The 13,913-nt window shown below is 72.5% G+C and carries 12 protein-coding genes; 9 read left to right on the forward strand and 3 right to left on the reverse strand.

All coding sequences use genetic code 11. The features are described from left to right. From C3492_RS34835 to C3492_RS34850, 4 genes are all read left to right on the forward strand, one after another. Positions 1–438 (forward strand): alpha-glucosidase C-terminal domain-containing protein (locus tag C3492_RS34835; RefSeq protein WP_181140702.1); only part of this gene is annotated, 438 nt, incomplete at its 5' end. A gap of 31 nt (positions 439–469) precedes the next feature. Next, positions 470–1,834 (forward strand): maltokinase, encoded by a 1,365-nt coding sequence (locus C3492_RS34840; RefSeq protein ID WP_103816639.1) that lies wholly within the window; start codon positions 470–472, stop codon positions 1,832–1,834. Between the two features lie 3 nt (positions 1,835–1,837). Further along, positions 1,838–4,039 (forward strand): 1,4-alpha-glucan branching enzyme, encoded by a 2,202-nt coding sequence (gene glgB / locus C3492_RS34845; RefSeq protein ID WP_103816640.1) that lies wholly within the window; start codon positions 1,838–1,840, stop codon positions 4,037–4,039. A gap of 92 nt (positions 4,040–4,131) precedes the next feature. Beyond that, on the forward strand, positions 4,132–5,220 hold the full coding sequence (locus C3492_RS34850) for a glutamate--cysteine ligase (RefSeq protein ID WP_103816641.1): 1,089 nt from the start codon (positions 4,132–4,134) through the stop codon (positions 5,218–5,220). 9 nt (positions 5,221–5,229) lie between these two features. Here C3492_RS34850 and C3492_RS34855 read toward each other — a convergent pair whose 3' ends face one another. Then, a complete protein-coding gene (locus tag C3492_RS34855; protein ID WP_031099563.1) occupies positions 5,230–5,463 on the reverse strand; it encodes a DUF6480 family protein in 234 nt (77 codons plus the stop codon). Between the two features lie 149 nt (positions 5,464–5,612). On the opposite strand from C3492_RS34855, the gene C3492_RS34860 reads away from it, so the two are divergent. From C3492_RS34860 to C3492_RS34880, 5 genes are all read left to right on the forward strand, one after another. After that, positions 5,613–7,511, forward strand: coding sequence for a long-chain fatty acid--CoA ligase (locus C3492_RS34860; protein ID WP_103816642.1), 1,899 nt, complete (start codon positions 5,613–5,615; stop codon positions 7,509–7,511). A gap of 163 nt (positions 7,512–7,674) precedes the next feature. After that, a complete protein-coding gene (locus C3492_RS34865) occupies positions 7,675–8,109 on the forward strand; it encodes an ATP-binding protein (protein ID WP_103816643.1) in 435 nt (144 codons plus the stop codon). A 216-nt stretch (positions 8,110–8,325) separates the two neighbouring features. Continuing rightward, the gene (locus C3492_RS34870; RefSeq protein ID WP_181140703.1) at positions 8,326–9,702 is read left to right on the forward strand and encodes an NAD(P)/FAD-dependent oxidoreductase; all 1,377 of its coding nucleotides are present in this window, start codon (positions 8,326–8,328) and stop codon (positions 9,700–9,702) included. A gap of 95 nt (positions 9,703–9,797) precedes the next feature. Then, entirely contained in the window at positions 9,798–10,007 is a 210-nt protein-coding gene (locus C3492_RS34875) for a DUF4287 domain-containing protein (RefSeq protein ID WP_103816644.1), read from the forward strand. 96 nt (positions 10,008–10,103) lie between these two features. Beyond that, on the forward strand, positions 10,104–12,326 hold the full coding sequence (locus tag C3492_RS34880; protein WP_103816645.1) for an FUSC family protein: 2,223 nt from the start codon (positions 10,104–10,106) through the stop codon (positions 12,324–12,326). A gap of 7 nt (positions 12,327–12,333) precedes the next feature. Here the strand turns inward: C3492_RS34880 and C3492_RS34885 are convergent, their stop codons facing one another. Together C3492_RS34885 and C3492_RS34890 are read right to left on the reverse strand one after the other, a co-directional pair. Further along, positions 12,334–13,194, reverse strand: coding sequence for a SigB/SigF/SigG family RNA polymerase sigma factor (locus tag C3492_RS34885; RefSeq protein ID WP_103816646.1), 861 nt, complete (start codon positions 13,192–13,194; stop codon positions 12,334–12,336). A gap of 232 nt (positions 13,195–13,426) precedes the next feature. Beyond that, entirely contained in the window at positions 13,427–13,861 is a 435-nt protein-coding gene (locus tag C3492_RS34890) for an ATP-binding protein (protein ID WP_103816647.1), read from the reverse strand. Positions 13,862–13,913 lie beyond the last annotated feature (52 nt).

A 13,913-nucleotide genomic window follows, 5' to 3' on the forward strand; every position in this document is an offset into this window, starting at 1 on the left:
ACGTGCGACCCCGGCCGGCTCTACCTCCCCACGATCATGGACCCGGTCTACGGCTACCAGGTCACCAACGTCGAAGCCTCCATGTCGTCCCCGTCCAGCCTGCTGCACTGGACCCGCCGCATGATCGAGATCCGCAAGCAGAACCCCGCCTTCGGACTCGGCTCGTTCACCGAACTCACGTCCTCCAACCCGGCGGTCCTGGCGTTCCTGCGCGAGTACGGCGACGACCTGGTGCTGTGCGTGAACAACTTCTCCCGCTTCGCCCAGCCCACCGAACTCGACCTGCGGGCCTACGACGGACGGCACCCGGTCGAGCTGATCGGCGGGGTGCGCTTCCCGGCCATCGGTGAACTGCCCTACCTGCTCACCCTGCAAGGCCACGGCTTCTACTGGTTCCGGCTCACCCGAGTCGCATCCCGCATCGGCCGCCGCCGCTGAACGGCCGGCGCCGAGGAAAGGACGCGTCACCATGCCGAAGACCATCACCCCCCGACCGCGCACCGCGGCCGGGCCCGACGGGCCACTGGCCTCGTTGGGCGGGCTGCTGCGCGACTGGCTGCCGAGGCAACGCTGGTTCGCGGGCAAGGACCGGCCGGTCACCGATCTGTCGGTGCTGTCCGTGACGGAGCTGTTCCCGGGGTGTCTGCACCTGCTGGTGCACGCCTCCCACGTGCCGGTGCCCACCCCCGGCGGCACTCCCCCGCCCGGAGACTGCTACCAGCTCCTGCTGGGCCTGCGCCAGCACCTCGCCCCGCGGCTGGAGCGGGCGTTCATCGGGCGTGCCGTGGACGGCCCGCTGGCCGGGTTCGCGGTGTACGACGCCCTGCACGACCCGCGCTCGGCCCATCTGCTGCTGGAGCGGCTGCGGCAGCCCGGCACGGCGGGCCCGCTGCGGTTCGAGAGGGACCCGGCTGCCCATGTGCCCGGCGGTCTGCCGCCGCGACTGCTGGACGCCGAGCAGTCCAACTCCTCGATCGTGTACGGCGACGCCTACATCCTGAAGGTGTTCCGCCGCATCCAGCCGGGTGTCAACCCTGACCTGGAGGTGCCGGCGGCGCTGACCGCGCAGGGCTGCACCCGGGTGCCCGCGCCGGTGGCGTGGTTCACCACGACCGCCCCGCGCCCGGCCACCCTCGGGGTGCTGCAGCCGTTCCTGCCGGACGCCGCCGACGGCTGGACGCTGGCACTGCGCGCGCTCGCCGCGGGCGACCACTTCACCGCCGAGGCCCGCGCGCTGGGCCGGGCCATGGCCGAGGTGCACCTGGCGCTGGCCGAGGCCTTCCCGCCGGCCGGGCCGGGCGAGAACGGCCGTACGGCCGAGGCGATGTGCGCGCGGCTCGACGCCGCCGCGCACGCCGTCCCCGGGCTGCTGCCCTACGTGCCCGGCCTCAAGGCCGCGTTCGGGGCGCTCGCCACGTGCGACACCGGGCCGCCCGCCCAGCGCATCCACGGCGATCTGCACCTCGGGCAGGTGCTGCGGGCCGGCCGCGACTGGTTCGTCATCGACTTCGAGGGCGAGCCGTCCCGTCCGCTCGCCGAGCGGCGGGCCCCGCAGTCCCCGGTGCGGGACGTCGCCGGGATGCTCCGCTCCTTCGACTACGCGGCCCAGCAGCGCCGCCCCTGGCGACCCGAGTGGGCGCGCCGCTGCCGGGAGGCGTTCTGCGCGGGCTACGCGGCCCGCGCCGGCTGGGACCCACGCAAGAAGCACGCGCTGCTGCGCGCGCACGAGACGGACAGGGCGGTCTACGAGGTGCTCTACGAGGCGCGACACCGGCCCGACTGGCTGCCGGTACCGATGGCGGCGATCAAGCGGCTCGCCGTGTGGGGAGGCTGACCCATGGCACTGAAGGACACCACGCGCCCCGAGACCGCCGGGCCCAGGCCGCCCGCGGCCGTGGCCCTGGACCCCGACGACCGCGGCCGGCTGCTGGCCGGCGCGCATCACGATCCGCACGCCCTGCTGGGCGCCCACCCGGTGCCGGACGGCATCCTGTTCCGGGCGCTGCGGCCGAACGCCCGTGCGGTGAGCGTCGTGATCGACGGCACGCGCACCGCGCTGCGGTCGGAGGGCGACGGTCTGTTCGCCGCCGTCCTGCCCTGCGCGGAGGTCCCGTCGTACACGCTGCTCGTCGCGTACGACGACACCGAGCAGGAGGTGCACGACCCGTACCGCTTCCTGCCCGCCCTCGGCGAACTGGACCTGCACCTGATCCGGGAGGGCCGGCACGAGCAGCTGTGGCGGGCGCTCGGGGCCGAGCCGATGGTCCACCAGGGAGTGCCCGGCACCCGCTTCACCGTCTGGGCGCCGAACGCCCAGGGGGTGCGGGTGGCCGGGGACTTCACGTACTGGGACGGCACGCAGTACCCGATGCGGTCGCTCGGCGCGTCCGGGGTGTGGGAGCTGTTCCTGCCCGGGATCGGCGAGGGCACCCGGTACAAGTTCGAGATCACCTCGCGGTACGGGCACCGGTTCCTGAAGGCGGACCCGATGGCGCGGGGCACGGAGGTGCCGCCGGACACGGCGTCGGTCGTGACGTCCTCGCACTACGAGTGGGGTGACGCGCAGTGGATGGCGCACCGCGGTGACACGCCCGTGCACCAGGCGCCGTTCTCGGTGTACGAGGTGCATCTCCCGTCGTGGCGGCCGGGGCTCACCTACCGTCAGCTCGCGGAGGAACTCCCGCCGTACGTCAAGGAGATGGGCTTCACCCATGTGGAGCTGATGCCGGTGGCGGGGTACCCGTTCAGCGGTTCCTGGGGCTACCAGGTCACCTCCTACTACGCGCCGACGCCCCGGCTCGGCTCGCCGGACGACTTCCGGTACTTCGTGGACGCCTGTCACCGGGCCGGCCTCGGCGTGATCATGGACTGGGTGCCCGCGCACTTCCCGAAGGACGACTGGGCGCTGGCCCGGTTCGACGGGGACCCGCTGTACGAGCCCGGGAACGCGCTGCGGGCGGAGCACCCGGACTGGGGGACGTACGAGTTCGACTACGGCCGCACCGAGGTGCGCAACTTCCTCGTGGCGAACGCCGTGTACTGGTGCGAGGAGTTCCACATCGACGGGCTGCGCGTGGACGCCGTCGCCTCGATGCTCTACCTGGACTACTCGCGGGACTCCGGGCAGTGGGAACCCAACGTCTTCGGCGGCCGGGAGGACCTGGACGCCGTGGCCTTCCTCCAGGAGATGAACGCCACCGTGTACCGGCGCTGCCCGGGCGTGGTGACCATCGCCGAGGAGTCCACCGCGTGGGACGGGGTGACCCGGCCGACGGACAGCGGCGGGCTCGGGTTCGGGCTGAAGTGGAACATGGGCTGGATGCACGACTCGCTGGAGTACATCCAGAAGGAGCCGGTGCACCGCAAGTACCACCACGACGAGATGACCTTCTCGATGGTGTACGCCTACAGCGAGAACTACGTCCTGCCGATCTCCCACGACGAGGTGGTGCACGGCAAGCAGGCGCTGGTGTCGAAGATGCCCGGAGACTGGTGGCAGCGGCGCGCCAACCACCGGGCCTACCTCGGCTTCATGTGGGCCCACCCCGGTAAACAGCTGTTGTTCATGGGGCAGGAGTTCGCCCAGGGGGCCGAGTGGTCGCACACCCACGGTCCCGAGTGGTGGCTGCTCTCCGACGACTACCACTCCGCCGGCGACCACCGGGGCGTGCAGGCCCTGGTGCGGGACCTCAACGCGGTGTACCGGGCGACGCCGGCGCTGTGGCAGCGGGACACCGACCCGGGCGGCTTCCGGTGGGTGCTGTGCGACGCGGCGGACGACAACGTACTGGCGTTCCTGCGCTTCGCCGCCGACGGCGGCCCGCTGCTGGCGGTGTCGAACTTCTCCCCGGTCGTCCGGCACGACTACCGCCTGTGGACCCCCGACGGGTTCCCCGCCTGGCGCGAGGCGCTGAACACCGACGACACCCGGTACGGCGGCAGCGGCGTCCGCACCGGGGGGCCCGTCAAGCCCGAGGAGGGGTTCCTGAAGCTGACGCTGCCCCCGCTCGCCACCGTCTGGCTGACGCCGGAGGGCTGAAAGCCGCAGGTGTCGGCGGCCGTACGAGGGGGCAGTCGGGGTCGTACAGACAGCGACTGCCCTCGTGGCACGGACAAGAAGGGCGGCACCACGTGCGCACCGTCGGAGTGGAGGAGGAACTCCTTCTGGTCGATCCGGACAGCGGCGACCCGAAGGCGCTGGCGGCGGCCGTACTCGCCCATGCCGCCCAGGACGATCCCGAACAGGACATCTTCGAGAAGGAGCTGTTCGGGCAGATGCTGGAGTTCGCCACGCATCCGCAGTCGGACATGGCGGACCTCGGCGACGAGATCGTCCGCTGCCGCAAGGAGGCGGCCCGGCACGCGGGACAGATCGGCTGCGCGGTCGCCGCGCTGGCCACCTCCCCGCTGCCGGTCAGCCCCTCCCTCAGCGTGAACGACCGGTACCAGTGGCTGGCCGAGCGGTTCGGCGTACCCACCTGGGAGCAATTGGTCTGCGGCTGCCACGTCCATGTGTCGGTGGAGTCCGACGAGGAGGGCGTCGCGGTCCTCGACCGGATCCGTCCGTGGCTGCCGGTGCTGCGGGCGATCAGCGGGAACTCCCCGTTCTGGCGGGGCCGGAACACCGGGTACGCCAGCTACCGCAGCCGGGTGTGGAACCGGTGGCCGTCGGCCGGCCCGACGGAGCCGTTCGGGTCCGCCGAGCGGTACCACCGCAGGGTGGCCGACATGGTGGCGACCGGGGTCATCCTCGACGAGGCGATGGCGTACTTCGACGCGCGGCTGTCCGCCCGTTACCCCACGGTGGAGATCCGGGTGGCGGACGTGTGCCTGAGCGCGGAGAGCGCCGTGCTGATCGCGACGCTCTGCCGCGCCCTGGTGGAGACGACCGCCCGGGAGTGGCGGGCGGGCCGGCCGGCGCCCGACCCCGGGGTGAGCCTGCTCCGGCTGGCCGACTGGCAGGCCGCCCGCTACGGCCTGGAGGAGGATCTGCTCGACCCGGTGACCATGCGGCCCCGGCGCGCGCCCCGGGTGCTGCGCTCCCTGCTGGAGTACACGGGGGACGCGCTCACCGGGAGCGGCGACGCGGCCCGTGCCGAGCGGGCCGTCGAGGAGCTGCTGCGCACGGGCAACGGCGCGCAGGAGCAGCGCAGGCTGCTGGAGCACACCGGCAGCCTGCGGGACGTCGTCACCGAGTGCGTGCGGCGCACACAGCACTGAGCGGGCCGGTCAGAGGATCAGCACCAGGGCGTACACCAGGAAGAAGGCCGCGATCAGCACGACCAGCAGCAGGATCAGGGTCAGCGGCGCCTTGGCCCAGCCCCTTTGCTGGACGTGCGGCTCGCGGGGGCCGGCCTCGGGCATGCTGCTCTCGGCCGGCGGGGTCTCGCCGGGCGGAACTCCGCCACCTGGTTCCAGACCGGTCGTGCGCTCGGGTTCCGGATCGGGGTTCACATGACTCATGTGTCCCGAGTCCCCAGGACACGCCCACATCATCAACCGATCACGACTTCCCCGTTCCCGTCACCGAACGCGCTTGCCTGGGCTACATTCGAGCACCGCCGACACAGAGCCGATCGGCGGAGTGACCGTCCGTACACCAGGAGCAGCGCATGCGGAACCTCGCCCCCGGTCCCGCCGTCGCCCCGCCGCTCACCGGCGGCCTCGCCGACAGCGTGTTCGCCACGGCGGAACGGAATCCGACGCTGCCGGTCCTCGCGCGCCGGGCCGGTCCCGCCGCCGCGGGCTGGCAGGAGGTGACGGCGGTCGAGCTGCGGGACGAGGTGGTCGACCTGGCCAAGGGCCTGATCGCCGCCGGGATCTCGCCCGGCCACCGGGTGGCCCTGATGGCCCGCACCCGCTACGAGTGGACGGTGCTCGCCCACGCGCTGTGGGCGGTGGGCGCCGAGATCGTGCCGGTCCATCCGGCTTCCTCACGGGAGCAGGTGGAGTGGATCCTGCGCGACGCGGGCTGTGTGGCCGTGGTCGTGGAGGACGAGCAGGGCGTCATGACCGTCGGTACCGTGTGCACCCGGCTGCCGCGGCTGCGGCACGTCTGGCAGCTCGACGCGGGCGCCCTGCCGGACCTCGTCGAGCGGGGCACGGCCGTCCCGTACACCACGGTGGAGTCGCTGCGCCGGATCGTGCTGCCGGACTCCACGGCCGCCATCGTCTACACCTCCGGCACCTCGGGCCGTCCGATGGGCTGCGCGCTCAGCCACCGCGGTCTGGCCTACCCCTGCGACACGCTGCTGGCCGGCTGGGCGCACACCGCCGCACCGCCGGGCGAACAGCCGTCCGTGCTGGCGTTCCTGCCGTTCTCGCACGTCTACGGCATCATGATCATGCTGATGTGTGTGCGCGGCGGGGTCCTGATGGCGCACGAGCCGGAGCTGACCGGGCCGGCCCTGTCGTCGGCCCTGAGCACGTTCCGGCCGACGTACCTGTACGGCGTGCCGTCGGTGTTCGAGAAGCTCTACAAGACCTTTCTGCGCACCGCCCGACAAGCGGGCCGGGGCGCCCTGTTCGAGCGGGCCGCGCAGACCGCGCGGGACTTCGCCGCGGCCGAGGAGCGCCGGCGGCTGGGCACGGGGCCGGGCCCCGGGCTCGAACTGAGGCTGCAACACGCCCTGTACGAGCGGACGGTGTACCGCAGGCTGCGGGCCGCGCTCGGCGGCCGGGTGGTGCGCGGGACCTCCGGCGGCAGCGCGCTCGACCGCGAACTGTGCCTGTTCTACGAGGGCATCGGCGTGTACCTCCACGACGGGTACGGGCTCACGGAGGCCTCCGGCGGGATCACCATGCAGCCGCTCGGCCGGGAGAAGTCCGGGACCGTGGGCCTGCCGCTGCCCGGCACCGAGATCCAGGTGGCCGACGACGGGGAGATCCTGGTGCGCGGACCCTCGGTGTTCCAGGGCTACATCAGCGACGAGCACGCGACGCGGGCCGCGCTGCGCGGCGGCTGGCTGGCCACCGGGGACATCGGCCGGCTGGACTCCGAGGGCTACCTGACGATCACCGGGCGCAAGAAGGACATCATCGTCACCAGCGGCGGCAAGAGCGTGGCCCCGGCCCTGCTGGAGCAGCGGCTGCGGATGCACCCGCTGGTCCACCAGGCGGTGGTGATCGGCGACGACCGGCCCTGTGTCGGTGCCCTGATCACCCTGGACCCGGAGTTCCTCGCGGACTGGCGGGCCGCCCTGGCGCTGCAGGGTGACGCCCAGGGACGGGAGACCCGGGAGGAGAACGCGCTGCGGGAGGAGATCGCGCGGGCGGTGGCCTCCGCCAACAGTGCGGTGTCCCGCGCGGAGTCGATCAGGGTCTACCGTGTCCTCCAGGAACCGTTCGCACCGGACAACGGGCTGCTGACGCCGTCCATGAAGCTGCGCCGGGACGCCGTCGTGCGGCACTACGCGGCCGAGATCGAGGCGATGTACCAGGCGCGCTCCCGGTCGCGGCCGGGTCCGCCGGAGCCGGCCGAGTGGGACGAACCGGACGATGTCTTCCGCTGACGAGGGCCGCGGGAGTACGGCGTACGGGCGGTGGGTCCGAGGGGGGACGGATAGCCTGCGCGGCTGGGGGAACCCGCAGCGCAGCGAGAGATCAGCAACGACGACCGTTCCGGTCGGAAGGGGCCGAGCCGGCCCGTTCCGGGCCGGGGCCGGGGAATGCGAGATGGTGACGGAGCCGCGCTGGGACGACACACCGCCCTCGGAGGAGAGGTACGAGCGTACGTTCTCCTTCCCTGGTGAGCTGCGCAACGTCACGGGCGCGCGGCTCGCGGCGGAGGAGTTCCTGTGCGCCCTCGCCCGGGACGCGCCGCCGGGCGCGCACGAGTACTGGGACGACATCCTGCTGGTCGTGACCGAACTGGCCGCGAACGCGATCCAGTACGCGCCCGGTCCGTTCGACCTGCGGATGCGCCGCACCTTCGACGGGGTGCACGTGACGATGCGGGACACCAGCACGACCAAGCCGGAGCCACGGCCGTTCCACCCGCGCACGGGCGGTGGCGGCATCGGCTGGCACCTGGTGCACACGCTGTGCACCCAGGTCAGCGTGGTGGTGCACGACCGTGGCAAGGACATCCACGCATTCCTGCCCTGGTGACGTGTGACAGGCGTGCGAACGTGCAGGTGTGCGACGTGTAGGTGTGCGCCGGGCGGTTACTCCGCCCCACAGTGGGGCATGCGGTCCCCACGCGTTCGTCTGCCTGCCGCACCCGGCTGGCGGAACGGCTGGAGGCACGGTGGGATCGGAGTCGGCGCAAGCGATCCAGGGCATGCGAACGGCGTCGAGTCGGACCACCCGGAGCCGCAGAAAGGGATGAACACCGTGACACGACCCAGGATCCTGGTGGTTGGCGCAGGCTTCGCCGGAGTCGACTGCGTCCGCCGCCTGGAGCGGAAACTCGCCCCGGACGAGGCCGACGTCACCCTGGTGACGCCGTTCGCCTACCAGCTCTATCTGCCGCTGCTGCCCCAGGTCGCCTCCGGCGTGCTGACGCCGCAGTCGATCGCCCTGTCGTTGCGCCGCAGCAAGAAGTACCGCACCCGGATCATTCCCGGCGGCGCGATCGGGGTGGACCTGAAGGCCAAGGTGTGCGTCATCCGCACCATCACCGACAAGATCGTCAACGAGCCTTACGACTACATCGTGCTGGCGCCGGGCAGCGTGACCCGCACCTTCGACATCCCGGGCCTGACCGAGCACGCCTTCGGGATGAAGACCCTCGCCGAGGCCGCCTACATCCGCGACCACGTCATCTCGCAGCTCGACCTGGCGGACGCCAGCGACGACCCTGCCGAGCGGGCCGCGCGGCTGCAGTTCGTGGTGGTCGGCGGCGGCTACGCGGGCACCGAGACCGCGGCCTGCCTCCAGCGGCTGACGCACGCGGCCGTGCAGCGCTACCCGCGGCTGGACCCGGGCCTGATCAAGTGGCATCTGATCGACATCGCGCCCAAGCTGATGCCCGAGCTGGGCGACAAGCTCGGCCGCAGCGCGCAGGAGATCCTCAAGCGGCGCGGCGTCGAGGTCTCGCTGGGCGTGTCGATCGACAAGGCCGGCCCGGAGGAGGTGACCTTCACCGACGGCCGGGTGGTGCCGACGCACACCCTGATCTGGACGGCCGGGGTGGTCGCCAGCCCGCTCATCGCCACGCTCGGGGCGGAGACCGTCAAGGGCCGGCTGGCCGTCACCCCGGAGATGTGCCTGCCGGGCCACGACGGGGTGTTCGCGCTCGGTGACTCGGCGGCCGTGCCGGACCTGGCCAAGGGCCAGGAGGGCGCGGTCTGCCCGCCCACCGCGCAGCACGCCATGCGGCAGGGCAGGAAGGTCGCCGACAACGTCATCGCGACGCTGCGCGGGCAGCAGATGCAGCCGTACGTCCACAAGGACCTGGGCCTCGTCGTCGACCTCGGCGGCAAGGACGCGGTGTCCAAGCCGCTGGGGGTCGAACTGCGCGGGATCCCGGCGCAGGCGGTGGCGCGCGGTTACCACTGGTCGGCGCTGCGCACCAACGTCGCCAAGACCCGGGTGATGACCAACTGGCTGCTGAACGCGGTCGCGGGCGACGATTTCGTCCGCACCGGCTTCCAGGCCCGCAAGCCCGCCCGGCTGAAGGACTTCGAGTTCACCGACTCCTACCTGACACCGGACGAGGTCCGGGCCCGGGTCGAGGGCGCGGGCATCGACCATCCGTGAGGTGACGTGGATCACCTGCGACCGCCGGTCACTTCGCCTGTGACCGGCGGTCTTCTCACGTGAACGGAAACGTCACACGGAGGGGACACCCCGGCATGAGCGAGAAGACCGTCAAGGGCCCGGCGAGCTACTTCCCGTCGATCGAGAAGAAGTACGGCCGCCCGGTCGGCGAGTGGCAGGAGCTGATCCGCTCCTCTCCGCTGACGAAGCACATGGAGCTGGTCGGCTGGCTCAAGTCCGAGCACGGTATGGGGCACGGGCATGCCAACGCGCTGGTGGCCGCCACCCTGGTCGCAGAGAGCTGATCCGGGGCCGCGTGCGATGCTGGGTCGGAGATCGATTTCCGGCACGGGAGAGAGCGCGGCGGCGTGAGGGCAGTGGCACGGTCGGGACGGGTACGGATGTGGGACCGGCTCGCGGCGTCGGATCCCGGACTGCTCCGCCTGACCGCCGGACTGCGCACGGTCACCGCGATCGCCCTCACCCTCGCCGTCCTCGCCGCGCTGCGCGTCCCGGTGCCCCAACTGGTCGCCGGGGCGATCGCGGCGATGGTCGCCACCTTCGCCATCCGGGAGAAGCAGCGCGCCCAGCAGGCCGTGACGCTGGCGGCCGGCCTGCCGGTGGCACTGGCCTCGGTGTCGCTGGGCGCGCTGCTCAACCAACGGGTCGTCGCCGGCGACCTGTTCTTCGTCGTCCTCATCTTCTGCGCCGTCTACGGCCGCCGGTTCGGCGACCGGGGCACGGCACTGGGGCTGATCGGCTTCCAGGTCTACTTCCTGTCGCTGTTCGTGGGCGCGACGGCGTCCGTGCTGCCCGCGCTGTACGGCGTCATCTGCGTGGCGTTCGCGTGCAGCGCCACCGCGCGGTTCGTGCTGCTGCCGCAGACCCCGGCGGGCACCCTGGACCGGCTGCGGCGGGCCTTCCGCGCCCGGCTCGCCCAGCTCCTCGCCACCCAGGCCGCATTGCTGGACGCCGGTCCCGACGAGGCCGAGAAGGTGCTCGGGGACCTGCGCACCGGCACCGCGCGCCTGCACGAGACGGCGTTGCTGATCCAGGGCCGGCTGGAGGACGGCACCTCGGACCCGGCGGTGGCCCGGCTGCTCCAGCGACGGATCGCGGACGCGGAGATCGCCGCCGAGCGGCTCGGCCTGCTGCTGCTCACCGCGCGCAGCGCGCAGCGGACCGACACCCTCACCCTGCACCTGCCGGGCGCCCCGCTGCCCTCCGGCGGTGAGCTGCCGGTGCGGGACGAGGCGACGGCCGCGCTGCGCCGCGATCTGCAGGCCCTGCGGCTGCTGATGCTGCGGCCGGCCGGGGAGGCGTCGGGGACGGCGCTCGCCCAGGTGCGCAACCGGCTGCTCGGCTACCGGGAGGAGGAGAACCTGCCCCCGGCCTCCCCGGCCGTGCAGGACGTCTTCCGCGGCCTCGGCGAGGCCGCGCGGGCCGCGCTGGGCCTGCGGGTCGCCCTGGACGGGCCGCAGGACGAGTCCGACGACACCCCGGCGACCGCCCGGTCACGCGAGGAGCTGGACGCGGAGGACGCCGCGATCGAGATCAGCGAGGAGAACGAACCGGAGGAGCCGCGGCCGACCGGCCTGAAGCGGCCCACCACCCGGGCCGCCGTCCAGGTGGCCGTCGGCTCCTCGCTGGCCATCGCGGGCGGTGAGCTGCTGTCCACCCAGCGCTGGTACTGGGCGGTGCTGACCTGCTGGATCGTCTTCCTGAACACCTCCTCCACCGGCGAGATCCTGGTGAAGGGCTACCGGCGGCTGCTGGGCACGGTGCTCGGCGTGGTGGCCGGCATCGGGCTCGCCGCCCTGGTGGGACACCACACGTGGACGGCGTTCGCGCTGGTGCTGCTGTTCATCTTCGCGATGTTCTACACCGCGCCCCTGTCGTACACGCTGATGTCGTTCTTCGTGACGGCCATGCTGGGGCTGCTGTACACCTTGCTGCACACCTACAGCATGTCGGTGCTGGTGCTGCGGATCGAGGAGACGGCGCTCGGCGCGGCCTGCGGGGTGATCGCGGCGGCCTTGGTGCTGCCGGTCCACACCGACCGCCGTACCAACGAGCTCCTGGTCGCGGTGCTGGACCGGCTCGCCGACGTCACCCGCGGCGCCGTCGACCAGCTCAGCGGTGGGGCGGGCGGCGACCTGGTGGAGCAGGCGCGCGAGCTGGACCAGGCGCTGGCCGACCTGCGCGCGGCCACCCAGCCGCTCACGCATCCGATCACCCCGCTGCGCGCGCGCCGGAACACGGCGCGCTATGTCGTGGCGCTGCTGGAGACCTGCGCGTACCACGGGCGGTCCCTCGCGGCCACGGCCGAACTGCTGCCGACGCACCCGTCGATCGCGGCGGACCCCCGGCTGCGCGGGGCGGGCGCACGGATCGTGCACAACATCGAGGCGATCGCCGCACACGTCACGGACCCGAGGTCGCCCGCACAGATCGAAACCGGCCCCAGCATCGCGTCGCTGCTGGAGCCGGGCACCCTGCGCACCCCGCGCTACGGCCGTGTGACCGACCGCGTGCTGCGCCATCTGCAACGCCTGGACGAGGCCGTCTCCGGCCTCGCCCGGCCGCTCGGCCTGACCGGCGGACGGGCCCAGCCGCGGAAGTGAGCGGCGCTCACCTCGGGTCGGCACCGGGACGGCGGCTGCCCAGCACCTCGTCGCGGACGCGGGCGCAGCTGCGGCTGATCAGCCGGGAGACGTGCATCTGGGAGATGCCGAGCCGGTCGGCGATGCGGCTCTGGGTCATGTCCTCGAAGAAGCGCATGTAGAGGATGGCCCGCTCGCGCTCGGGCAGTCGGCGCAGCCCCTCCTTGGCGGCCTCGCGGTCGACCACGACGTCGTAGGAGGTGTCCGTGGCACCGAGGGTGTCGGCGAGGCTGTAGCCGTCGTCGCCGCTGGAGAGTTCGGCGTCCAGCGACAGGGTGCTGAAGCTCTCCAGCGCCTCCATGCCGGCGGTGACGTCCTCCTCGCTGAGCCCGGTGTGGGCGGCGATGTCGGCGACGGTGGGTTCGGGGCTGCCGGGGTTCTGGGTGAGTTCCCGCCGGGCGACCCGCACCCGGTTGCGCAGTTCCTGCACCCGGCGCGGCACCCTGAGGGCCCACATCCGGTCACGGAAGTGCCGCTTGACCTCGCCGGTGATGGTCGGCACGGCGTAGCTCTCGAAGGCGCCGCGCGAGGGGTCGAAACGGTCGATGGCCTTTACCAGGCCCAGGGCCGCCACCTGGCGCAGGTCCTCGACGGACTCGCCCCGGTCGCGGAACCGGCCGGCGATCCGGTGGGCCATGGGGAGCCAGGCGGTGACGAGTTCGTCGCGTACGGCGTTCCGCTCGGGTCCGTCCTCCAGTTCCGCCATCCGGACGAACAGCTCCGCGGTGTCCGGGGCGTCGTCATGGTTCCGCCGGGCGGGCGCCGCGGCGGCGGTGTCGCTGGTGGTGGCGGTCGCGCCGGGACGGCTTGTCGACATGTCGGTCAGCATGCGGAATCGCTCCTGAACGGGGTTTCAGGGCACATGACCGGAACTGCGGTTCCGGGTCCTGGCCCGAACGGTGGTGTCAGGGTTCTCCGCGGGTGAGCCACCGGGCCGCCGGAAGGGGGCCCAGGCAGCGGGATCGTCCCCGCGGGGCAGGCGCCTCCGGTCCGAAGCACGAAATTCCGTCTGCCCCTCGCCCCCACGCGCAAACGCGGTGAGCGGAACTTCCCGGACCGCTTCAGCGCAGCGGTACGACGGCCGTGATGCACTTGCCGCCGCGAGGCAGCTCCGCGACCCGGATGTCCCGGGCCAGCCGGCACACGATGGGCCAGCCACGGCCGCCCGGGTGGGCGTGGCCGGGGTCGTCGTCGGCCGGATCGGTGACCGGGAGGTCGTCGCTGTTGTCGCTCACCGAGACGCGGACGCCACCACCGTCGACGTCCACGTCGAAGCCGGTGATGCCGCCGCCGTGCAGCAAGGCGTTGGTGGTGAGTTCCGAAGTGACCAGCAGTGCGTCATCGACGGCCTCGGGCCGGCACGGCAGGGCGCGGGCCCGGCACCGCTCCGCCATGACGCGCTCCACCGTTCTGCGGGCCTCGGCCGGCCGGCACGGCACCCGGTCGTGCGTCTCCGGCACGGTCGCGAGGGAACTGGTCCGGTGCTTGTCGAGCATCCCTTCCTCCACTCCCTGAGCGGTGCCCGGATTGCAAGGTTCTTTCCCTCTT

Origin of the sequence: Streptomyces sp. Ru62, from assembly GCF_002920615.1 — a bacterium.
Taxonomy (GTDB): domain Bacteria; phylum Actinomycetota; class Actinomycetes; order Streptomycetales; family Streptomycetaceae; genus Streptomyces.

Bases quoted from the DNA above. Each gene is read 5' to 3' on its own strand.
- C3492_RS34840 (WP_103816639.1), top strand. From the start codon at position 470: ATGCCGAAGACCATCACCCCCCGACCGCGCACCGCGGCCGGGCCCGAC.
- glgB (WP_103816640.1), top strand. From the start codon at position 1,838: ATGGCACTGAAGGACACCACGCGCCCCGAGACCGCCGGGCCCAGGCCG.
- C3492_RS34855 (WP_031099563.1), bottom strand. From the start codon at position 5,463: ATGAGTCATGTGAACCCCGATCCGGAACCCGAGCGCACGACCGGTCTG.
- C3492_RS34860 (WP_103816642.1), top strand. From the start codon at position 5,613: ATGCGGAACCTCGCCCCCGGTCCCGCCGTCGCCCCGCCGCTCACCGGC.
- C3492_RS34865 (WP_103816643.1), top strand. From the start codon at position 7,675: ATGGTGACGGAGCCGCGCTGGGACGACACACCGCCCTCGGAGGAGAGG.
- C3492_RS34870 (WP_181140703.1), top strand. From the start codon at position 8,326: ATGAACACCGTGACACGACCCAGGATCCTGGTGGTTGGCGCAGGCTTC.
- C3492_RS34875 (WP_103816644.1), top strand. From the start codon at position 9,798: ATGAGCGAGAAGACCGTCAAGGGCCCGGCGAGCTACTTCCCGTCGATC.
- C3492_RS34880 (WP_103816645.1), top strand. From the start codon at position 10,104: ATGTGGGACCGGCTCGCGGCGTCGGATCCCGGACTGCTCCGCCTGACC.
- C3492_RS34885 (WP_103816646.1), bottom strand. From the start codon at position 13,194: ATGCTGACCGACATGTCGACAAGCCGTCCCGGCGCGACCGCCACCACC.
- C3492_RS34890 (WP_103816647.1), bottom strand. From the start codon at position 13,861: ATGCTCGACAAGCACCGGACCAGTTCCCTCGCGACCGTGCCGGAGACG.